Origin of the sequence: Fodinicurvata sp. EGI_FJ10296 (genome assembly GCF_040712075.1) — a bacterium.
GTDB lineage: Bacteria > Pseudomonadota > Alphaproteobacteria > DSM-16000 > Inquilinaceae > JBFCVL01.
In genome coordinates, this window is the sequence record NZ_JBFCVL010000001.1 from 614,840 (window position 1) to 635,520 (window position 20,681).

Sequence of the window (20,681 nt, forward strand, 5' to 3'; positions counted from 1 at the left end):
GTGGAGCTTGAAGTCCCCGGTGGGTCAGTTGCGTGAAAGGGCCATGCCGTCCATTCCGTGGCGGGGCAGGCCCAGATGTCTGAGGATGGTCGGGGCGATATCGACCAGATGGCTGCGGCCGTATTCGATGGTTCCCGCAGCGAAGCCGCCCCCGTTGACGATCAGAAAGGGATGCCGTTCGAAGCGGCCGAGGCCGCCGTGGCTGCCGCGACCGACCGGTTTGCCGGGTTTGGCGCCCGAGACGCCCCCCGAGACGCACAGCGTGATGCGCCCCGGAACGCCATTCCCGTTGGGGGCTTCGTCGCGCGCCATGGCAAAGGCGATCTGAAGTCCGGCTTCCGGCGCCTGGCCCAGTGGGCGCATCGCGTCGCCGACGAATACCTCGGCAATAGCCGGGTGATCGGCAAGAAAGGCCGCCACCCGGTCGCGCCGCGCCAATCCTTCACCGGCCATGTAGACCAGCCCGCTGCCGCCTTGCGGTGCGACCACCACCTCGGTGGAGTCGGCATGGTCCTTGAGGCCCGCCCCGACAAGCAGATCGTCGACGGCGACATGGGCCATCACCGTTTCCTGGCCGTGATCGGACGCGACGATGAAAAGTACGTCCTCTCCCTGAGCCCTTAGTGCTTCGACCGCGTCGCGGGCTTCGGCAAAGCAGGCGTCGGCGGCGGCGATTCCCGCCAGATGGGTGGTGGAGCCGAGCGCGTCGGCGTGCATCGAGAGGTCGGGATCGGACAGCCACAGCACGCTGAGCGCCGGTCCGCCGCGAACGATGGCGCGGCCGCACATCCAGCGGGTCAGATCCCGATCTCCGGCGGCATCGTGGCTCACGATCGGGGCTTCATCGGCCGTCAGTGGCCGTCCGCCCGGCCCGAAGGCGCCGGCGCGATGCACGACTTCGCCGAAGTGGTCGGGGTCGTGGAAATAGGCCGCGCCCGGGGACACATTCGATGCGATGACGGCGCCGCCGTGATTGGCCAACCGTTCGGCCAGCGTCGGAACCCGCAGCGTTCTCCCGAATGCCTCGCGCATCTTTCCGCGGAAGGCCGGATCGCCGACATCGTGAATCCTTACGCCACCGGCCTCCGGCAGCCCCATCATGTTGCCATGCAGCCCGTGGGTTGCCGGCCAGCAGCCGGTCGCGATCGACGCCGCGCTGGCCCGCGTCGCTGATGGGAAGATGGCTGTATGGTTGCCAAAACGGCGGCTCTCTGCGCTGAATGCCGCGATCTCGGGGCAATAGTCGGGCGTGACGAAATCGGCACGATGGCCGTCGCAGATCAGGAGCACGACGCGCCGGTTGCTTCGGGTTTCGGCGATCATGCGACCACTCCATTCAATGCGTAATCGAAGATGTCATAGGTCCACAGGCCGCCTGATGCGCGGGCGGCATACGACGCGGTGACCGGGTGTGAGAGCAGAAAGGGAACCGCCTGTTCCGCCGGCCCGCCATGGGATCGCAGCCGTTGTCCTGCCAACTGAGACAGGTCGTGGTCCGCTGCGCCCGCGCCCAGCGCGACACCTTTTTCGGCGAACACGACGACGTCGGCTTCCTCTGCCAACGGCAGGTCGAACCGGTCGCATGCGTCGGCGCCGACCACGGCGGCCTCGATGCCGGGCACGTCCTGAAGTGCCCGGACGACATCGCCGGCCGCCACGCCGTCCTGTTGCGCATAGACCCGGACGAAGCCGCCGAGGGCGGCGTGATGGCGTCCGAACGGGTCGGTGATCGGGCAGATGACGCGGGTCGATCCGTGACCGAAAGCGGCGTTCAGGACATCCTGCACGAATACGACGTTGGGGCTGCCGTCGGCATGGGACATGTCGGTCATGCCGTGGTCGGCCACGATGCCGACAATGGCGCCGAGCATCGTCAGCCGGGCGACACGCGCATCCAGGGCGGCCATGAAGGCCAGCGCCTCCGGCGTGTCCGGCGCATGGGCGTGCTGGACGAAGTCCGAAAGCGACAGATAGATCAGGTCGGCCGCCCGGCGCTCCAGCAGTCGTATGCCGGCATCGAGCACGAAGAGCGACAGGTCGGCGGAATACTTGTCCGGGGCGGATGCGAAGGGTCGGCCCTCGTTGATCAGGTCAAAGGCTTCGGCCGGGTCCTCGGCCGAACAGGCGATGCCCCTCAAGCCCCGTGCCAGTGCCAGACGCAGCTTTCGTTTCGCGGTGACCACCGCGACCCGGACGTGTTCCTGAGACAGGCGGCCGGGAATGGTGTCGGCGCGCATCTGCGCTTCGTCCAGCATCATGACTTCGCGGCCGGTCCGGCGATCAAGATAATAATTTCCGGAAATACCGTGCACGGAAGGCGGTGCGCCGCAGACGATCGAAATATTGTTGGGATTCGTGAAGGTCGGCACGACGGCCCTGGCGGTGGCGTGAAAGCCGTCGCGGCTCATGCGCCCCAGGGTCGGCGCGACTCCGTGTGCAATCGCCGCCTCCAGATATTCCGGCCCGCAGCCATCGGCGCAGATGACGGCCACTGGTTGTCGAGGGTGCCGATAGACACGGCCGTTCACTTCGGTAAAGGGGCGATCGGCCGGGTCCGCTGTCGGGTTCGGTGCGGGGGGCATCGCCAAACTGTCATCGTTCATCGCTATACTCTTGTGTGGCCGGGCAGCAGCATCTGTCTCGACGTTGGATCGCCGATCCGGCCCACAGAGTAAATTTACATTTATTCCCTCGAAGGTGAGGAAATGGAACACAGTCCAAGAAATTTGCCGTCTACCAAAGCGTTGTTCGCGTTGGAGAGAGTCGTGTTTCATGAAAGTATAAAAAAAGCTTCAGAAGATCTTCACGTTACACATAGCGCCGTCAGCAAGCAGATCACGCTGTTGGAGGATTGGGTGGGGCAAACACTTTTCGACAAAAATCAACGTCGCATGGTGCCGACGCCCAATGCCCTTGTGCTGGCCGATGCCGCGCGCGATGTGCGCCAGGTGATCGGCGATGCGTTGACCCGGATCGGCGCGGGCCCGGTCGACGGCGTGCTGAGGATCGCTGCACCGGCGACATTTGCCATGCGCTGGCTGATTCCCCGGTTGTGGAGCTTTTCGAACGAGCATGACGGGGTGTCGGTCAAGGTCATTGCCAGTCACACAGGAGAGCCGTGGGAAGAAACAGCCTATGATGTCGCGATCCAGCCGGCGTCTCGGGCGCCGCTCGGCGCCTCGACAACGCCTGTCTTCAGTGAATCCCTTGGGCTGCTGATCGCGCCCGATGCGTTTCCCAAAAGCGTCGCGGCCGGTCGTCTGATCATGTCTCGACTGCCGCTTCTCAAGGCCGCAACCAGGGATGGCGAACTCGAAAACTGGCTGGAATTCGCCGGTCACAGCCGGGGGCTGGCCCGGACCGCCCGCTGCTTTCCGCATTTCTATATTGCGCTGGAGGCGGCCCTGGCAGGGGAAGGGGCGCTGGTCTCGCCGATCCTGACGACTGGCGATCTGATCCGGAAGGGCGATCTTTGCGAACCGCTGCCCCAGTTCCGGGTGCCGGGCGAAGACTATGTTGCTTTCGCAGCCCCCGGGTCCGATCACCGCCATCACGGGTCGCGCTTTATCAACTGGTTGACCCGGTCGGCCGGCAAGGCGGCGTTGGCGTCGTCGCCGAACGCCCGCGCTGAGGGGCGGGCGACCCGTCCGGCGGGGCCAGTGGGTCGGAACGGATCCGGCCCGTTCAGTCAGTCCGGGGCGGAAAGGTAACAGTCGTGCCATCGGCGCCGATCTGGCTGATCGTCGTCGGTCGGCCGTCGCCATCGAAGACGACATGGCCGACGCCGCTGCCGTTCCAGAGCCGCTCGCTCGCGCTGGCCTTGTCGGGAATGCGGGGCGACACTTCCATCCTCCTGCGCTTGGTCAGCCAGTTCAGCGGCGACCATGGCGCATAAAGCCACCGGTTCAGCCGATCGAAGATATCGAGGAGTCGACGAGGAAACTCGTTCTTGATGCCGCTGCTGGTAATCTGCCAGATTTCGGGGCCGGCCTCGCGCTGGCGGATGCGCACGTCGTAAACGAACGAATAGTGGACATCGCCGGACAGGATGACATAGCGCCCCGGCGTCTTGCTGTGGCGAAAGATATTCAGCATGACCATGGCGGCGCCGCGATGGGCCATCCAGTTCTCGGCGTCGACGACCAGCGGGTGCCCCGCCATCGTGAACAGCCGCTGGATGCCTTCGATCAGCTTTACCCCGAACATCGGCGCGGGAGACACGACCACTACGGAGTCGCGGCCCAGCAGGTCCTGCTGCAGTTCGGTCAGGGCCTCCCAATCCATCAGGCCGGACGGATTGCGGGCGCTGAGCTCGCTGCGCCAGCGCCGTGTCCGGGTGTCCAGCACGACGAGCTTCGGCGTCGTTTCGATCGAGAAATGCCATTGCTCGAATTTGAGAAGATCGTCGATGAAGGCATCGTGTTCGGCGGCGGGCAGTCGGCCGGCCGGCTCGCTTGCGGCCAGCAGGCAGGAAAGGCGGCCGATGGGGTTGGCCACTCGATCCGGCGCGTTGCCCCAGGCCTGGCACAGCAGATAGCCCGTCAGCGCATTGCCGATGATCTGGCGCGAGAACGGGTGGCCATAAACCGCAGCTTCCCATTCCGCCGACAGATTCCAGTCGTCCGTGACGTCGTGGTCGTCGAAGATCATCAGGGTCGGGATCTGCGCCATCACCCGTGCCGCCGCCGGCAACTCGGTGACGAACGCATCGATCACGGACTGCTCGCGGTCATAGCGCGCGGACTCCTCATCCGACAATGCCGGTTTGGTCGGTGCGATCAAAGTCCACCCCACCGGCGACCACACCAGCAGATACATGGCCAGGATCTCGGCCAGTGTGATGAGGTGGTTGTCGGCACTGGCGGTCGTGAAGATTGGCTTCTCCACGCCACCGAAGAACCGGTCGCGCAGGGTGGCGGTCGATTCCATCGCGGGCAGCAGATTCTGGCGGCGATAGTAGGATTCCGGGGCCTGGCAGAGTGCTCGGCCATCCGGAACGATGGCGCCCTCCAGGTCCTCGTCGAACAAGCCCAGCCGATCGATAAGGGCGTGGATCGCGCGGAGCACGGGTCCGGCCACGTCGTCGGCATATACCTGATCGCCGGTGAACAGCATATGGGCGGGCCGGGCCTCGGCATCAGTCCGTCTTGCGGCGAGCCATGCATCGATGGCGGTAAGCCCGTCGCCTGATTTATGGTGCGGGCGGCGGCACGATCCGTGCAATACGCTGTCGAGACGCGACTTGATGACGAATCGTGGCGACGCCTCGTCCGGATAAACAAGATGGGGCGCATAGTCGGCGATGCCTGTCTCGCCACCGCTCCCGGCAATCCGAAGATCGTAGGCCAGCAATGTATCGACCGGCAGCGGCACCTCGGGATGGAAATCGATCAGGTGAATGACCGCATGCCGACCGACGCGCAATCGTTGGCAGGATGCCTCGGGCAAGTTGACGGGCTGGGCGTCGTCGACCGGCCCCAGCCGCAATGTCGGCGCCAGATCGTCCGTCGCGACCAGCCAGAAGACAACGCGTGTCGGCGAAACATGGCGCAGCAACGGGCCAGCCAGCACCGGCGGCAGCGGCAGTGCGGCCGGATCGCCGGGAAGGTCGTCGGGAGCGGAAGAATTCATGCAGGTGCGACAGGCGTGGTGTCAGGGATGGGGGCAGTGAGTGGCATTCTAAGGCCAATCATGGTCGCCGTGTGGTGATAAGGGAACGAATATGGTGGTAAATCCATTATTGAGAGCAACGACCATCCGCCGCGAGAAATCTTCAGGAGCCACGAGGCGCCCATGTCAGAGCCTGCTCAGGCCGCCGAAGAACCGCCGCACCCGCCGCGGGTGCAGCATCATTACCGCCGTCTGGCCGGATCCCGGCGCGCGCAGCTTTTGTTGGTGTGGCTTTCCTTCCTCGAAGCCGTGATCGTCCCGATCCCGCTGGAGGCGATACTCGTTCCGTATATGCAGATGCGCCGCGATATCCTGTGGCGTCTGGCCGGGCTGGCGCTGCTGGGATTCGTTGCAGCCTCGGGGCTGGGTTATCTGATCGGCGCGCTGGCATTTCAGACCCTCGGCGTCATGATCCTCGATTTCTTCGGATGGCACGACGCTTTCAGCCGGACCCAGGACCTGTTTTCGCGGTACGGGTTCTGGGCATTGGTGGGCATTGGCTTGCTCCCCATACCATCGCAGGTGGCCATGCTGGCCGGTGGCGCACTGGCTTATCCGCTGGGCTGGTTCGTGCTGGCGATGTCGCTGTCGCGCGGCGTGCGGTATTACGGTTTGGCGCTGCTGGTTTATCTTTTCGGCGATCGGGTGACGGCAGCATTCGGAGTTATGCATCGTGCGGCACGGCGTCATCGCCGGACCGCGCTTCTGATTGCCGGTCTGATCGTGCTGATTATGGTACTGGTGGGGCTCTATGTGATCCGGGGTGGCGGTGCGGCTTGACCATGCCGTTCGGCCCACCGCCAATTTCCGGCGCGTCTCACCCGGTCAATGCCCGGCCTGGCTCTCCAGTTCTTCCATGTCGGCGTCGGACAGGCCGTAATGATGGCCGATCTCGTGGATCAGGACGTGTTTGATGACATGGGTCAGGTCTTCACCACTGTCGCACCAGTAGTCGAGGATCGGGCGGCGATACAGGAAGATCATGTCGGGCTGGCCCCCCAGGGCCATGGTTTTTTCCCCGAACGGCACCCCTGAATACAGCCCCAGCAGATCGAACGGCGATTCAAGCTCCATTTCGCTGACGGTATCTTCGTCGGGGAAATCATCGACCCTCAGCGCGACGCCTTCGATCAGCGACGACAGCTCCGGTGGTATGTCGCAAAGCGCCCTTTCGGCAATGGCCGCGAAATCCTCCAATGTGGGTGGATGAGTGAATTTTCGGCTATCGGCCATGCGACCGCGCTCCGCGCTATGAGACGAGTGCTTGACGCGCATTTGATTCCGCGCCACTTGCTGGGGTACGCACCAATCATTTGACCCCGCCGATGGTTCCCGAACCGGAGACGGAGATCACCAATTGATGGTGCCGCGCACAGATATCGCATCGAATGGCGGAGATACAAGCCGATGAGCGGGAAATTGACGGATGACGAGCGCGATGCGGCTCTGGCCGAGTTGACGGACTGGATCGAGGTCGAAGGCCGGGACGCGATCACGCGAACCTACAAGTTCAGGAATTTCTCCGAGGCGTTCGGTTTCATGGCGCGCGTGGCAATGAAGGCCGAGCAGATGGACCACCATCCGGAATGGTTCAATGTCTATAACAAGGTCGAGATAACGCTGTCGTCACATGACGTTGGCGGGCTGTCGTCGCGGGATATCGACATGGCCCGTTTCATGGACCGGATTTCCGCCTGACCACCCGTGCCGCGACGCCGCCAAACAACACGACACCGGGAAACAAACAAAGGACTCCGACGCCCGTGCTATTGAAACGTGTGCCCACGCCGGCGCTTGCGCTGGGTTTTGCCGGGCTGTTGCCCTTTTTCGCGATCGCGCTCGCCATATGGTTGAGTCGCGCAGCCGAACAATCGGCTGGATGGGCCGGATATCTGCTGTCGGTCCAGATCGCCTATGCTGCCATCATCGCCAGCTTCGTCGGGGCCGTCCAATGGGGGTTGGCCATGTCGAATATGGGTTGGGAGCATCAGCGCAGCGTCGACCGCGATCGGCTGAACGACGGCGGCGACGGCCAGCGCCGCTATGAACCGGCCGTGCGTCAGATGATTTTCAGTGTCGTTCCGGCCCTGATCGGATGGGCCCTGGTTTTACTGTTTCAACTGATTCCCAGCCGGGCCGGGGCGCTTGTGGTGATCATGGCGATGGCGATTCTGTTCGTTGCCTGTTACATGGCCGACGCGCGGTCGGTGCGGTACGGCCTGGCGCCGGAGTGGTACGGCGAATTGCGCGCCTGGCTGACCGGCGGCGTTCTTTTCGCGCTCACGGCAACGGCATTTGCCGTCATTTGATGGCCGTTTCCGACCGGCGGGCGGCCAGCGGTGCCGCGGCAACGCCCATGCGGCTTTCGCGCCGGGCGATATAGACGGCCGAGGCGACGATGACGGCAGCGCCGATCCAGGTTGCCCAGTCGGTCGTTTCGCCGAAGAACAGATAGCCGATCGCCGCGACGATCGGCAGCTTCAAATATTCGAACGGCATGACCACCGACGCATCAGCGGCTTTCATCGCGCGGGTCAGGCACTGGTGGCCGATGGTGCCCAAGCCCGCGACGGCGATCATCACCCCGATCGCGGCCAGTCCCGGCGTTTCCCAGAAGATCAATGCCGGAATCAGCGACATCGGGGTCATGAACAGCGTCATATAGGTGACGATGGCGTTGCTGTCCTCGGTTCCCGACAGCGTCTTCAGCACCAGGACGCTGCACGACATGAACATCGCCGATGCCAGCACCAGCAGGGCGGCGGTGGACATTTCCTCCACGCCCGGGCGCATGATGATCAGAACCCCGAGGAAGCCGATTGCGGTCGCCGTCCACCGGCGGATCCGCACGACCTCGCCCAGGACGAGGGCCGCACCGACCGTGGCGAACAACGGCGTGGTAAAACTCAGCGTCACCGCTTCGCCGAGCGGCAGCATGGACAGCCCCAGAAACCAGCACATCATCGCGCCGACGCCCAGCAGCGACCGCAACAGATGCAACGGCAGGCGCTTTGTCCGCAAGCCTGCCAGGCCCACCGACAGCATCCACGGTGTCATGAACGCGATGGCAAAGGCGTTGCGGAAGAATACCGCCTGAAGCGGATGCATCCATTCGGTCGCGATCCGCAGCAGTCCGACCATGCTGGAAAAGGCGAAGGCCGCTCCGACCATCCACAATGCCCCCCGCATCGGGCCCGACATGGCCGGACGTTTCAGCGTCGCGCCGGGCGCTGGCGGACTCCGTCCGGGATCGGTGCCGGGATTGCGGTCGGTTCCGGAAGCGGGCTCGGGGGGTGGTGGCGGCATGGCGGCTTTTTGGGTTTCTCGGATTGTATACTTCGGTATGGTATTCCTGATCCGCCCGGAAGGCAAAGAACCACCGGTCATCGCTGGCATGCCCGGTTCGGGATAGACTTTGTGTGCAGAGGCCATCGAACGGAGAGTGACGGATATGCAGTTCCTGATTATCGCCCGCGACGGCACCGATGCCGATGCGCCGGCCCGGCGCCAGGCCGCCCGCCCCGATCACCTGAAGGTGGCGTCGGCCATGGCTGAAGAAGGCACGCTGAAGACGGGCGGCGCGATCCTCGACGACGACGGCGCCATGGTCGGTTCGGCGGCGGTTATGGAGTTCCCGGACCGCGCCGCGCTTGATGACTGGCTGGCGCGCGATCCCTATGTGACAGGCGGTGTGTGGCAGAAGATCGAGGTCTATCCGTTCCGGGTCGCGGTTTCTTCGGCATCCTGAGGCTGCCCGGTGTCAAGGGGCGCGGGGAACAGTGACAGCGCCGCCCGCGCTGCGGCAGCAATGAGGGCAACGGCAAACACGGCTGCTGCCATCGGCAGCGGGCTGCCGTCCGTGAACAGGCCGACGCCGATGCCGACGATGGCGGCCGTTCCCATCTGGAAAAAGCCGAGCAGCGATGACGCCAGCCCGGCCATGCGCGGGAAGGGGCCGACGGCCCCGGCCATGGCATTGGGCAGGGACAGCGCGACACCAACCATGAAGACGAAGAACGGCACAATCACCGACATGATCGTGAATACACCGGTTGCGGCAAGCACGACCATCGGTGCCGCGCCGGCCAGACATACGCTCAGACCGATGGCGAGCATCCGGTCGACGCCCAGACGGCTGGACACGCGGCCCGCGACGAACGACCCCATCATATAGCCGACGACGATCGACGCGAAGCACAGGCCGAACTGCGTCGGCGTCAGGCCCAGCCCGTCGATGAAGACATAGGACGAGCCCGATATGAACGAGAAGATGCCGGAATACAGGCAGGCCACGATCGCCACATAGACCAGATAGGGCCGGTGCGACAGCAGCGTGCGATAGTTCCGCAGCAGGCGGGCCGGCTGCGTCGCCGTCGGGTCAAGGTAGCGGTTACTTTCCGCCAGCACGATCATGGTGGCTGTGAGCATGGCGCCGCCGAACCCGGTCAGCAGCCAGAAATTCGATGTCCAGCCGAACCACGAGGTCAGGATGCCGCCGACCACCGGGCCGATGGCCGGCGCGACGCCCATGGCCATGGCCATATAGGCCAGCACCGTGGCCGCCCGGTCCCGGCCATAGATGTCGCGGACCACGGCGCGGCCAAGCACCGGACCGCAGCAGGCCCCGACCGCCTGACAGAACCGGGCGGCGATCAGCGCTTCAACCGTCGGCGCCAGCGCGCAGGCGATGCTGGACAGGGTGAAGATGACGATGCCGCCCAGAATCACCGGCCGCCGGCCGAACCGGTCCGACAGTGGGCCATAAAGCAGTTGGGCGACGGCAAATCCGACCAGAAATACGCTGAGCGTCAATTGCACCGTCGGCACGTCGCTGTCGAAATGGGCGACGATCGACGGCAGCGCCGGCAGGTACAGGTCGGTCGACATCGGACCGAAGGCGACCAGCAAAGTCAGCAGCGCGGCGACCGCAAAGCGGTCCTGGCGTGGCGCCGCGCCGCCGCTGGCGGTATCGGTGGGCGCCGTTTCGTCTTCATGGGTCATCTGAAATCCGCCGGGCTCGGCGCCGCAGTTCGGGGCAGGACTGCCTCGGACCATACGCCGCCGCCCCGGCCGGTGCCAATCAAAACGCCAGTCCGGTGTTCGCCTTTCGCAGGGACGAATGATCCCTGCTTGTGGCCGTCAGCCGGTCCAGAACAAGGCGCCGAAGGCGGGGACCCCGCCGTTGGTTGGCCGGCCCTGCTCGCCAAGGGCGTCGACGGTCAGCGCCGACCATTCGGCGCCGGGTTGCCAGTCGACGGGCTGGTTGTTCAGGTTCAGCACGCACAATGTCCGTTCGCCGGCCGACTGGCGGGTAAAGGCCAACAGTGGCTCCGGCGCGTCGACCCACTCGATGGCGCCTTCGGTCAGGCTGGGCCGGGACCGGCGAAGGGCGAGCAAGGCCCGGCAGGCTGCCAGCGGGGACTGCGGGTCGGCGTCCTGCAGGTCGACCGCAAGATCGGCGTGATCGGGGCCGAATGGCAGCCACGGCTCGCCGGTGGTAAAGCCGGCGCCGGGGGCGTCGTGCCGCCAGGGCATCGGCGTGCGGCAGCCGTCGCGGCCCTTGTATTCCGGATAGAACGCCAGGCCAAAGGGGTCGACCAAGCGTTCGAACGGGATATCGACATTGCTCAGGCCCAGTTCTTCGCCCTGATAGAGGCAGATCGACCCCCGGATGGAAAACAGGAAGGCCAGAATCAATCGGGCAAGCGCCCGGTCGTCGCCAGCAAGGTGATCGAATTGATTCCACCGGCTGAGTGGTCGGATGACGTCGTGATTGCCCAGCGCATAGGTCGGGCAGCCTTCGCCCATTTCGGATTCGAAACGCTGAATGACGGCGCGCAGTCGTGCCGCCGTTGGATCGGCGCCCAGCATCTGGAAGGTATAGCAGGTGTGCAGCGCCTCGTTGGTTCGGCTGTATTTAGCGGTGACGGCGACGCTGTCGACATCACCGATCTCGCCCAGCAGGACCCGGCCCGGGTAAGCGTCGGTCACCTGGCGCAGTTTTTTCAGCACCGCCAGCGTGTGCGGTACGTCACGGTCGTGAATGTGCTTCTGACGCAGGAACGGATTGTCGCCGGCACCGCCGAAATCGATCACGTCTTCCGGACCGGCCGGCGGGTTGTCGCGCAGTTCCGGATCGCAGGCCAGCGTCGTGATGGCATCCAGCCGCAATCCGTCGACCCCGGCATCGAACCAGAACCGGCATTCCTCGAACATGGCCTCGACAACGGCCGGATTGTTCCAGTTCAAGGCGGGCTGCGAGGCGAGGAAATGGTGGAGATAGTATTGTTCGCGTACGGCATCCCATTGCCACGCGCCGCCACCAAACACCGATACCCAGTTGTTCGGCGGTGACCCATCGGGTTTGGCATCGGCCCAGACATACCAGTCGGCCTTGTCGCCGGTGCGTGATCGGCGGCTTTCCTGGAACCAGGCGTGTTGGTCCGACGAGTGGCACAGCACCATGTCGAACATTACGCGCAGACCCAGCCGGTGGGCTTCGGCGATCAGCCGGTGCGCGTCGTCGTTCGTGCCGAACATGGGGTCTACCGCCCGATAATCGGCGACGTCATAGCCGAAATCCGCCATCGGCGACTTGAAGAACGGCGAGATCCAGACGGCATCGACGCCCAGCGACGCGATATAGGGCAGCCGGTCGATGATGCCCGGCAGATCGCCGACGCCGTTGCCGGTGGTGTCGAGAAAGCTGCGCGGATAGACCTGATAGGTGACGGCGCCGCGCCACCAATCGGGGGTTTCGGTTTCTCCGGTCATCGTTCATTCCTTCCTGGATCCGCCTGGGCGACCGTAGCTGACTGTATCGATCAAGATGACCAATCGTTACAGAGTTTCGCGGCTGTTTTCAACCATGGCGATCGACGGCAAATATCAGTCCGGGGCTGGCAGGCTGGCCGCCGACGTCCCATCTGAGTGGCGACGGGTCATTAACCATACCCACGCACAAGCAACGGAGTTCCCATGGCCAAGCCAAAGATCGGTCTGATAATCGGCAGCACGCGTCCGGGCAGGTTCGCCGACCATCCCGCGGAATGGATCGCGGACATCGTCAGAACGCGCGGCGACATGGACCTGGAAGTGCTGGATCTGCGCGACTATCCGATGCCGCATTTCGACGAGTCCAGCAGCCCGGCCTTCAAACCATCGGAAAACGAGGTCGCGCAGCGTTGGCAGAAGAAGATTGACGGGTTGGACGGATTCATCGTCACGGCAGCGGAATATAATCGCGGCCCGACGGGCGTTCTGAAGAACGCGCTCGATTACGCCTACAAGGAATGGAACAGGAAGCCGATCGCCTTTGTCGGCTATGGTGGCGTCGGCGGCGCCCGCGCCATCGAGCAGCTTCGCCTGAACGCTATCGAACTACAGATGGCGCCGATCCGCAGCGCCGTTCATATCCCGTTCGCCACTTATCTCGAAGTCGTCAAGGAGGGCAAAAAGCTCAACGACGTCGGCTTCCTGAACGACAGCGCCAAGGGAATGCTCGATCAGTTCGCCTGGTGGGTCAACGCCCTGAAAACCGCCCGCGAGGCCGGCGCATAGCTGGAAGGGCGACGGTTCGGGCGCCATTCGTGGTGGGCGAGGCTCACGCTCGACCCCATAGTCGGGACACCAGCCTCGCCCAACACCCTTGTGGTGGAGGGATGTCGGAACGGCCAAAGCGTTTCAGCATCCCGACGGCTTCCCTTTCGGTTGCCACAACCTTGGATACCTGTCGCGAATCAAGGCCCAAGGCGGCAAACCGGCCGCGAAAATCAAAGGCATACGCCGGTATCCCGATAGCGCAGGCATCGGCGAGGGCGGTCGAATGAATGCCTACTGTGACATCGGCAAGGGCGAGCAGTTCCCCTAGTTCGAGGTCGTCCTGAGTCGCCACTCGGGCACGGTCCATGTCGGCGCACAGGCGGAGGTCAGGGCCGAGTGTGGCATCGGGTTGCCTTGGATGGGGGCGGAGCACCGCGACCATGTCGCTTCGATGCTTCAGAGCGACCGCGACAGCGCGCGCCAAAGCCCGGTTTTCCTGAGGAGAGATAGCCCCGGTGGTGTCCGGCTGACCCATGATGGCAATGAGGACTCGGCCCGCCTTCCAATCCTGCCACTGCTGAAACCGATCAGTCCCGGTAAACGCGGCACCGATCTCCTGCAGTTGCCGCCGGTGGGGATTCTCCACGATCCTGATCCGGTCAGGTGGAATACCATCGGCAATGACGGTATCGGCCGAAGGCTGATCCCAGACACGGAAAGAGTCGATATCCATCAGATCGAGCAAATGCAGCCGGGGAATGAAGCCGTGTTGCAGGTTGACGATCCGGGGGCGCGGCTCGCCGGCGGCAAGCAGAGGAACCCAGTTGGTCTTCTCAAAGCAGCCGATGACGACCTCGGGCCGCCATGTTCGAATAATGCTGTCGAGCGTATCAGCCTGGATATAAACAGAGACGATGTCCTTCATCTGCGCAGCGACGAGATGGGCGGCAGGCGCGTCGGACGAGAAGGCGGGTTCCATCGCTCTGGCGGCTCGCGCGGCGGCGCGACCGCGGGCCGGGTCTTTTCTCAAAGGACCATAGTACAGCACCTTCCCGCGGGGAAAACCGCCACGCGTGAAAAAGGCGTCGGCAAAATCATCATGATCCTCGGACATCAGGAGAACCACGGGCTGGCGCCCCTCCAATTCGTCGCCTGCCATTGCCAGAACGCGATCGACATCACCGGCCGCCTTCAAAACGACCAGTGCCCGCGGCAAACCAACACCTGCTTCCGATCCGTCGGCAGCGTCCTCCCCAGCGGTGTCGGCCTCGCCTGTTGCTGTCGTTTCAGAAGCGATCCAATTTTTTGTCTTTTTTCGCCCAGCAAGACCCAGCATGGCTGAGAACGGCTGGAAATGCTTCATTTTTCCGGAAATGTCGTCAGCACTGAAGTTCGCTAAATCTCGTGGATCAAATCGCCCTTCGAGATACATTTGCTTGCGACGGACCGAGCCACGGATGCCCCGAATGCCGTTGAGAAACTGAGGAACGTCCTTTGCGGTAAACAGGTATGCCATTCGGATTTGGTATGCCTGCTTTAAGCTCCCATTCAGATCCAGACCGGTCGAAAAAAGCTCAGGGAATGCCTTGGTCATCTGGGCGACGGCGGACTCGGCTGCCGATCGCGCGATCCAATAGAAGGGCCCTCCATCGGTATCATCCAGAGACCAAAGGTGAACAACTTTGACCCCCAATAGTGGAGAGTCGCACGTGGGTCCATTTGCTGGCCCAGGTAGTCGCTTCCAGAACGCAAAAAAAACGGACGTGCGGGTAGTCCCTGAAGATTCTCGCTCAAACACCCATAGGCGACAACTAGGAAAAAGGCAAAATACGGCTGACAGTATCCAATTTGCGATCGGCCGAACGGACTGCAAAAATCGAACTCCATACCGGTTGTGGGCATAAAAAAGGCGCTAGCCGATATTTGTCGCCATACTTTAAAACTGTGCTGTCGTACGAATAAATATTATTTTATATCAATTTGAGTTAAAGCGCTATCACCATCAGAAAGTCATGCCAACCCTATTTGCCGCGCGACACGGCTTAAAGGAGCCATCTTCTGTCGTGCTGAAAGTGGAAGTCGTCTCCATTGCCTACGCAGAAATCTATTTTCCCGTATAAATTTAAACCTTTCGTCCAAATTTACATCGTTTTCCGTGGCTTCTCGAACTACGGTCATGCACCGGTCGAGTGTTTTGCCGTCGGTCAGAACATTGTCGACGGCTCCAGTCAGTACTGTCCCACTCACCAATTTGATGATTTCTTCCGAGTCGGATGCGCCGTAGGCAACCCCCATTGCCACCAAGTCAACAGGTAATTTCTGTTTGTCCGGATTTACAACGATCGTCATTTTTTTAACCGCGAAAGACTCGATTCCTATTGTGCTAAAGTAGGTGAATACGACATCGGAAGCCACAATCGACTGTAACGATTTTGAATTTTTCTTAATTATTAGGTTGACTTGTGGAAATGATCGTGAAAGAGTTCTGTACATATCCTCGTAGATTTTAGTTTCATTCGGATGGAGTTTTAACAAAATCGTGGTGTTGCCAAGACGGTCGGCCGCTTCGAAAACAATAGACGCTATTTGCTTCATTTTCTCGACGCCAACGGGTTGAGAGCCGATCATCCATATATGGGCGGCTGCCTCTAATCCCAGCTCAGTCCTGGCGTCATCCTTGTGCATCGTGCGATAGGGCGCCAGTTCACTGTCAAGTTTTATGCTACCGACGATGTGAAGCCCTGTCTCCCTGCCAAGATACTTGTAAACGTTGGCAGATTCACTATCCATCGCCAAAACGTGGTCCGAGGGCGGGCACACGAAACGGGGAGTGCGTGCGATGGTCCCGGTCTGTATCTCGACCGATCCCTTCCCGGCGATTTTGGCCGCGGCCACCAGGATGTTGGAACGAATTGGTCGGCCGGGACAAACGACTATTGCATCCGCTACCGAGGCGATCGCCTTCGCCGCTCGCCAATTCAACAGGCATTCCTGGTAAACCTTATAGGTTTCCTGTGTGCCTATTTCCTGAATCGCCTGTCCATACAATTTGTGAAGGTCTTCAAATAGACTCTCACCTAACAGCGGCTTTCTTGAAATACGCTTTAGGTATTCCAAGGCCTCAATCTGTGGTCTCGGTAATCTTGTAATTTCTCCGTCTAGCTTGACGATTCTACCTTGATTGGCAGCATCAACTATCCAATCATCGTTAAATACAGAATCAAAACTATTCTTGCTAGATCCAGAGTTCACGATAATTACATTATAATCGTCTATTGTCCGCCTCACAAACGGAATCAGTGTGTTTCTATAGCCAACGTCATGTATAGTTGAGCTTATGCATACGATTTTTCTTTCTGAATTCCTCTGTAGATCTACCGCCTGTGATATCTCCGCCGGGACAAAGGTGCGAACTCCGCCCTCGAGCGCTCGTAGCGCCAGCTCGGCGACTTTCTTGACAGGTGGCGTTCCTCGAATGGGCCGTGTACGCTGCGGAAATGCCGCGATCAGAAGATCCCAAAGATAGCTTTGGGAATCTGGCGCGGGTGCGACCCATAAAATGTTTGGATCATTAAGATGAGAGATAGCGTGGCGTAGATGTTCAACTACTCTGACGCGTGATACAAGCCTATCCTGCAACGCAACAAAATGGGCCCAGCGAAGAGGTTTTTCCTTTATAAACGGTAAGAATGTTCGAGCGATCTCTTGGCAGTACCCATATACCCGCTCGCTAATATCACCGTTACTGGTCTCAAAAAAAATTACGGTCAGATCGCAGTTTGTCTCTTGCACCAACTGAGCAAGTTCGGTTTGTTTTCTCCTGTCAGGAAGATAAACATATCCTTTACCAGAAGAGCACTCTACGATAATATCTAGAGCAACCTCAATTTTCATCTGAGGCTCAATGAAGTAAACATTATCTTCAGTGACATCGGTATTCGTAATCATGATCTCATCTCTAATCGTAATCCATTTAGTTGGTGGGAATCGGAACGCCCACTTAGGCGTCGGATCCACTAACAAGCAGATGCTACGGGTTTAGGGTTTTCTTATGTCGGTTCCTGATAGTACTGATTCATATAACTTGAAACTTTCGATCTGATCGCCTAACGTTACAAGATCTTTATCGTTCCTGTTTTCTAAAAGGCGCTGAATCATTTCACACAAGCCAGTTTTCGGTGTCATTGAATTACTATTCACTCCGAAATCAATGTCTTGAATATCGAAGCTCCCGACTGACTGGATTCTGAGAGATTCGAGGGGTCGAAAGATGAATCGATGATTTTTTGTCATAGCTTCAATCGACCACGAGCCAGGCGCTTCCCAATCAGCGTGGTAACTGAAGACCCCGCCACCTTCCAATTGTCCATGACCGACGAATTGACTTCCGCCTGGATGCCAACTCAGACCACCTTGGGACATCGCGTTGAGCGAAGCGGGCCGCCCGGCGAGAAAAAATGCCAGATCGATCACGTGGCTGGAATTCGCAAACAACCAGTTTTCCTTCACGCGCGAATTCTTCTGTAGTTTATCGACCCGCCATGCTGCCTCGGTAAAGTTGAACGTTATCGAGGTGACGCCGCCGTCGTCCCCGATGATCTCTTTTGCCCGTTGAACGCCGGGGTAGAATCGCCGGTTGTAGGCAACGAAGATTTCAACGTCGCGAGATCTGCTGGCCCTGTCTGCCAATGTCTCCAGCTCAATCCGGTTCAGCGCGCCGGGCTTTTCCAGCAACAGTCGTTTGCAGCCGTTGTCGATGAGTTCGGCCGCTACGCCGGGCAGGTCCGGGATGCCCACTGCGACGATGGCCGTTCTGATCGGCGACGTTGAAAGCTGGTGGGCGAGCGGTCCGGTGCCGGGACGAACGCCCGTTGCAGCCTGGAAGGTCGCGGCAGAGTCGGCGCCCCGGCCATAGACGCGATACGGGATCCCCAGATGGGTCGCGGCTTTGGCGTATTCTACTGCCATGGGGCCGGCACCGACGATTCCAACAGGCTCGTCGGAGCCGTCATGTGTCTCGTCGGCTGCGGTCAGGTTACTGGGCATGGATTAGCTTCCGGAGAATTGGGGTAGAAGACGTCATTGAAAACGTCGATCAGCATTAGATGAAGTGCGCTTGAATCGTTGTATCGGGTAAGACCGCAGTCTCCATTATCCATGATATCCTGATAGACTTGCGTTAACTCGCTTGCCATAAGTACCGGAAATGGCTGGTCTGTTGGATCCAATCCAGGATTCGTTGACTGGAACAGGACGCGTTGCTCCTGTTCACGAATTTCGTATCGACCGTCGCGGGTTGCCCACTCGATCGTCAGGGGGGAATCCGGTTCGTCGCTGCATTCGAGTATGACGCGGCCATTGTTCCGACCCCGGGCCTCAATGCGGCCGGATACTTCCATGTACCCCGATCTCTTGTTGGCAAGTGGGGTGCCCCCAAGTCCCGTGCCGTCGACTGAAATGATCGACTCGTTGGAAACCCTTGAGAAGCAGTCGAGCATATGAATGGCATTGGAAGCCATGTTCCAGCGTCCACCGGAAACGGCCATTGTGCTGTCTCTCATCCCGGCGACTCTTTGATGCATCCATTGATATCCCGGCCATACAGGGCGGGGGCAGTTCACCCAGCACCGGATATTTTCTTTTTCGAGATGTCGTCTGACGCTATCGTAGTGCCATTTTTCCTGGAACAGAAACTTTTCGAGAACGATGTTCTCGACACGGCAGTTCCGGAATAACGCGGACAATGCCGCATATCGCGGTCCTGATGCGGTGGCGACGATTGCCAATCGTGCATGCGACGGGAGGCTTTCAGCACCGTCGACAAATGTTATGTCATGTCGATCGAGGCCGGAAGGGACTTCAGCCGCCCGCGCCATGGCCTCGGTTCTGGCGGCGTTCTCTGGCTCGATCACAAAAATATTTACCGTATGGCGCAAGTGGAGTAATGATTGGAGGGTTCGTTTTCCAATGTTTCCTACGCCAATCAATATAATATCGTTCGAGCTCATAGAATTCCATACGCCTTAGAAATGAGATGCCAGAATAGTTTAGATGACAAAATAGTGCAGGACCCGGCTACACCATTTCTCACGATGGCGCTTGTCCTGAATGATCAGGCCATGGCTCATGGTCGGACCGAATGGCTAACAGATCGTGAACCCGGAAATTGCGACCATGTCACGCCGGTGTCAAGCGACATGGCTGTGGCTTCGCACCGGTCACGCCTGTTGCCACAGGGAATTTTGCCGGCGCCTTGAGCGTTCTGTCATCACCGACCCGACAGGATTGACCCTGCCGATGGAATCGGCAATTGTCTCTGCGATCGAAGCCTCTGGCCTTGGTGGGCATTTGCATGGAATGCACCCCCGGCCCTGTCTCTTAATCCTTCGGAGAATTCGGTGGATCCGCGAAAGATGTTAGCAATCTCAGGGAAGCATGGAGCCTCAGTTTGATTGCGAGAAACAATAAGGTTCTCGTCACCGGCGCCGATGGCTTCATCGGCTCGCACCTGGTGGAGACGTTGGTTCGCGACGGGCATGATGTCCGGGCATTCGTGTTCTATAACTCGTTCAATTCCTGGGGCTGGCTGGATCGCCTTTCACCGGAGATCGCCAGTCAGGTCGAAGTGGTCAGCGGTGATATCCGCGATCCCCATGGTGTGGCAGCGGCGATCGACGGATGTCGGATCGTTCTTCATCTGGCGGCGCTGATCGCCATTCCCTTCAGCTATCATTCACCGGATTCATACGTCGCGACGAATGTGACCGGAACGCTGAACGTGCTTCAGGCGGCGCGGCAACATGGCGTGGAACGGGTTGTCTGTACCTCGACATCCGAGGTCTACGGAACGGCGCAGTTTGTGCCCATCACCGAGGAGCATCCGCTCAACGCTCAATCTCCCTATGCGGCGACCAAGATCGGGGCCGACCAGTTGGCGCTGTCGTTCCATCGGTCATTCGACATGCCGATAGCCGTTCTGCGGCCTTTCAATACCTATGGCCCGAGACAGTCCGCCCGTGCCGTCATTCCGGCCATTATCGGACAGATCGCTGCCGGCGCCCGGCAGGTCAAGCTCGGGGCGCTGCATCCGACGCGCGATTTCACTCATGTCCGTGACACGGCGCGCGGCTTCGTCCAGGCTGCCGGATCAGACGCAGCAATCGGCCGGGTCACGAATATCGGGAGTGGGTTCGAGGTTTCCATCGGCGAAACCGCCGCCCTGATTGCCGAAGTCATGGGTGGCGACGTCGAGATTGTTGCCGATGATGCCCGAATGCGCCCGGCCGCCAGCGAAGTCGAGCGATTGTTTGCCGGAACGAAAGCTGCCGAGGCGCTTTTCGGTTGGTCTCCCGAGTACGGGGGACGCGAAGGGTTCAGACGCGGCCTGTCAGAGACGGCAGAGTGGTTTCAGAAGCCCGAGAATCTCGCGGCCTACAAGACGGATCGCTACAACATATAGGATGTCGGGC

18 protein-coding genes are annotated in these 20,681 nt (G+C 60.6%); 7 read left to right on the forward strand and 11 right to left on the reverse strand.

Annotation, left to right across the window (positions count from 1 at the left end):
- Positions 1-24 precede the first annotated feature (24 nt).
- Positions 25-1,323: an alkaline phosphatase family protein gene (locus tag ABZ728_RS02770; RefSeq protein ID WP_366654160.1), complete on the reverse strand. Its 1,299-nt coding sequence runs from the start codon at positions 1,321-1,323 to the stop codon at positions 25-27.
- Positions 1,320-2,603, reverse strand: a complete 1,284-nt coding sequence (gene phnA / locus ABZ728_RS02775; protein WP_366654161.1) for a phosphonoacetate hydrolase — start codon at positions 2,601-2,603, stop codon at positions 1,320-1,322. The genes ABZ728_RS02770 and phnA overlap by 4 nt, the downstream gene beginning before the upstream one ends.
- 102 nt (positions 2,604-2,705) lie before the next feature.
- Here phnA and ABZ728_RS02780 point away from each other — a divergent pair, with 102 nt between their 5' ends.
- A complete protein-coding gene (locus ABZ728_RS02780) occupies positions 2,706-3,710 on the forward strand; it encodes a LysR substrate-binding domain-containing protein (RefSeq protein ID WP_366654162.1) in 1,005 nt (334 codons plus the stop codon).
- Here ABZ728_RS02780 and ABZ728_RS02785 read toward each other — a convergent pair.
- Entirely contained in the window at positions 3,685-5,631 is a 1,947-nt protein-coding gene (locus ABZ728_RS02785) for a hypothetical protein (protein WP_366654163.1), read from the reverse strand. The genes ABZ728_RS02780 and ABZ728_RS02785 overlap by 26 nt on opposite strands.
- Before the next feature lie 162 nt (positions 5,632-5,793).
- On the opposite strand from ABZ728_RS02785, the gene ABZ728_RS02790 reads away from it, so the two are divergent.
- The gene (locus ABZ728_RS02790; protein ID WP_366654165.1) at positions 5,794-6,450 is read left to right on the forward strand and encodes a DedA family protein; all 657 of its coding nucleotides are present in this window, start codon (positions 5,794-5,796) and stop codon (positions 6,448-6,450) included.
- Between the two features lie 45 nt (positions 6,451-6,495).
- Here ABZ728_RS02790 and ABZ728_RS02795 read toward each other — a convergent pair whose 3' ends face one another.
- Positions 6,496-6,903: a metallopeptidase family protein gene (locus ABZ728_RS02795; RefSeq protein WP_366654166.1), complete on the reverse strand. Its 408-nt coding sequence runs from the start codon at positions 6,901-6,903 to the stop codon at positions 6,496-6,498.
- Between the two features lie 174 nt (positions 6,904-7,077).
- Between ABZ728_RS02795 and ABZ728_RS02800 the strand changes: the two genes are divergently transcribed.
- Both ABZ728_RS02800 and ABZ728_RS02805 read left to right on the forward strand, forming a co-directional pair.
- A complete protein-coding gene (locus ABZ728_RS02800) occupies positions 7,078-7,368 on the forward strand; it encodes a 4a-hydroxytetrahydrobiopterin dehydratase (RefSeq protein WP_366654168.1) in 291 nt (96 codons plus the stop codon).
- A gap of 65 nt (positions 7,369-7,433) precedes the next feature.
- Complete coding sequence (locus tag ABZ728_RS02805) at positions 7,434-7,979, forward strand: DUF3429 domain-containing protein (protein WP_366654170.1); 546 nt, start codon at positions 7,434-7,436, stop codon at positions 7,977-7,979.
- On the opposite strand, the gene ABZ728_RS02810 is transcribed toward ABZ728_RS02805, so the two are convergent.
- Positions 7,972-8,976, reverse strand: coding sequence for a DMT family transporter (locus tag ABZ728_RS02810; protein ID WP_366654172.1), 1,005 nt, complete (start codon positions 8,974-8,976; stop codon positions 7,972-7,974). The genes ABZ728_RS02805 and ABZ728_RS02810 overlap by 8 nt on opposite strands.
- Before the next feature lie 145 nt (positions 8,977-9,121).
- Here ABZ728_RS02810 and ABZ728_RS02815 point away from each other — a divergent pair, with 145 nt between their 5' ends.
- Positions 9,122-9,418 carry a YciI family protein gene (locus ABZ728_RS02815; RefSeq protein WP_366654174.1) on the forward strand — a complete coding sequence of 99 codons (297 nt, stop codon included), beginning with the start codon at positions 9,122-9,124 and terminating at the stop codon, positions 9,416-9,418.
- Here the strand turns inward: ABZ728_RS02815 and ABZ728_RS02820 are convergent.
- Entirely contained in the window at positions 9,382-10,671 is a 1,290-nt protein-coding gene (locus ABZ728_RS02820; RefSeq protein ID WP_366654175.1) for a multidrug effflux MFS transporter, read from the reverse strand. The genes ABZ728_RS02815 and ABZ728_RS02820 overlap by 37 nt on opposite strands.
- Before the next feature lie 138 nt (positions 10,672-10,809).
- Entirely contained in the window at positions 10,810-12,444 is a 1,635-nt protein-coding gene (locus tag ABZ728_RS02825; RefSeq protein WP_366654177.1) for an alpha-glucosidase family protein, read from the reverse strand.
- 204 nt (positions 12,445-12,648) lie between these two features.
- Between ABZ728_RS02825 and ABZ728_RS02830 the strand changes: the two genes are divergently transcribed.
- Positions 12,649-13,230 carry an NAD(P)H-dependent oxidoreductase gene (locus tag ABZ728_RS02830; protein WP_366654178.1) on the forward strand — a complete coding sequence of 194 codons (582 nt, stop codon included), beginning with the start codon at positions 12,649-12,651 and terminating at the stop codon, positions 13,228-13,230.
- A 43-nt stretch (positions 13,231-13,273) separates the two neighbouring features.
- Here the strand turns inward: ABZ728_RS02830 and ABZ728_RS02835 are convergent, their stop codons facing one another.
- The 4 genes from ABZ728_RS02835 to ABZ728_RS02850 all read right to left on the reverse strand — a co-directional run bounded on the left by ABZ728_RS02835 (position 13,274) and on the right by ABZ728_RS02850 (position 19,220).
- The gene (locus tag ABZ728_RS02835) at positions 13,274-14,806 is read right to left on the reverse strand and encodes a hypothetical protein (protein WP_366654179.1); all 1,533 of its coding nucleotides are present in this window, start codon (positions 14,804-14,806) and stop codon (positions 13,274-13,276) included.
- A 416-nt stretch (positions 14,807-15,222) separates the two neighbouring features.
- Positions 15,223-17,160: a hypothetical protein gene (locus ABZ728_RS02840; protein WP_366654180.1), complete on the reverse strand. Its 1,938-nt coding sequence runs from the start codon at positions 17,158-17,160 to the stop codon at positions 15,223-15,225.
- Between the two features lie 90 nt (positions 17,161-17,250).
- Positions 17,251-18,258 (reverse strand): hypothetical protein, encoded by a 1,008-nt coding sequence (locus tag ABZ728_RS02845; protein ID WP_366654181.1) that lies wholly within the window; start codon positions 18,256-18,258, stop codon positions 17,251-17,253.
- Positions 18,243-19,220 carry a hypothetical protein gene (locus tag ABZ728_RS02850; RefSeq protein ID WP_366654182.1) on the reverse strand — a complete coding sequence of 326 codons (978 nt, stop codon included), beginning with the start codon at positions 19,218-19,220 and terminating at the stop codon, positions 18,243-18,245. The genes ABZ728_RS02845 and ABZ728_RS02850 overlap by 16 nt, the downstream gene beginning before the upstream one ends.
- 440 nt (positions 19,221-19,660) lie before the next feature.
- Between ABZ728_RS02850 and ABZ728_RS02855 the strand changes: the two genes are divergently transcribed.
- On the forward strand, positions 19,661-20,671 hold the full coding sequence (locus ABZ728_RS02855) for an NAD-dependent 4,6-dehydratase LegB (protein WP_366654184.1): 1,011 nt from the start codon (positions 19,661-19,663) through the stop codon (positions 20,669-20,671).
- Positions 20,672-20,681: the final 10 nt, after the last annotated feature.

Excerpts from the sequence above, each read along its gene's own strand:
- ABZ728_RS02835 (WP_366654179.1), bottom strand. The coding sequence starts at position 14,806 with ATGACCAAGGCATTCCCTGAGCTTTTTTCGACCGGTCTGGATCTGAAT.
- ABZ728_RS02800 (WP_366654168.1), top strand. The coding sequence starts at position 7,078 with ATGAGCGGGAAATTGACGGATGACGAGCGCGATGCGGCTCTGGCCGAG.
- ABZ728_RS02795 (WP_366654166.1), bottom strand. The coding sequence starts at position 6,903 with ATGGCCGATAGCCGAAAATTCACTCATCCACCCACATTGGAGGATTTC.
- ABZ728_RS02810 (WP_366654172.1), bottom strand. The coding sequence starts at position 8,976 with ATGCCGCCACCACCCCCCGAGCCCGCTTCCGGAACCGACCGCAATCCC.
- ABZ728_RS02815 (WP_366654174.1), top strand. The coding sequence starts at position 9,122 with ATGCAGTTCCTGATTATCGCCCGCGACGGCACCGATGCCGATGCGCCG.
- ABZ728_RS02770 (WP_366654160.1), bottom strand. The coding sequence starts at position 1,323 with ATGATCGCCGAAACCCGAAGCAACCGGCGCGTCGTGCTCCTGATCTGC.
- ABZ728_RS02830 (WP_366654178.1), top strand. The coding sequence starts at position 12,649 with ATGGCCAAGCCAAAGATCGGTCTGATAATCGGCAGCACGCGTCCGGGC.
- ABZ728_RS02785 (WP_366654163.1), bottom strand. The coding sequence starts at position 5,631 with ATGAATTCTTCCGCTCCCGACGACCTTCCCGGCGATCCGGCCGCACTG.
- ABZ728_RS02825 (WP_366654177.1), bottom strand. The coding sequence starts at position 12,444 with ATGACCGGAGAAACCGAAACCCCCGATTGGTGGCGCGGCGCCGTCACC.
- ABZ728_RS02840 (WP_366654180.1), bottom strand. The coding sequence starts at position 17,160 with ATGATTACGAATACCGATGTCACTGAAGATAATGTTTACTTCATTGAG.
- ABZ728_RS02820 (WP_366654175.1), bottom strand. The coding sequence starts at position 10,671 with ATGACCCATGAAGACGAAACGGCGCCCACCGATACCGCCAGCGGCGGC.
- ABZ728_RS02790 (WP_366654165.1), top strand. The coding sequence starts at position 5,794 with ATGTCAGAGCCTGCTCAGGCCGCCGAAGAACCGCCGCACCCGCCGCGG.
- phnA (WP_366654161.1), bottom strand. The coding sequence starts at position 2,603 with ATGAACGATGACAGTTTGGCGATGCCCCCCGCACCGAACCCGACAGCG.
- ABZ728_RS02780 (WP_366654162.1), top strand. The coding sequence starts at position 2,706 with ATGGAACACAGTCCAAGAAATTTGCCGTCTACCAAAGCGTTGTTCGCG.
- ABZ728_RS02845 (WP_366654181.1), bottom strand. The coding sequence starts at position 18,258 with ATGCCCAGTAACCTGACCGCAGCCGACGAGACACATGACGGCTCCGAC.
- ABZ728_RS02850 (WP_366654182.1), bottom strand. The coding sequence starts at position 19,220 with ATGAGCTCGAACGATATTATATTGATTGGCGTAGGAAACATTGGAAAA.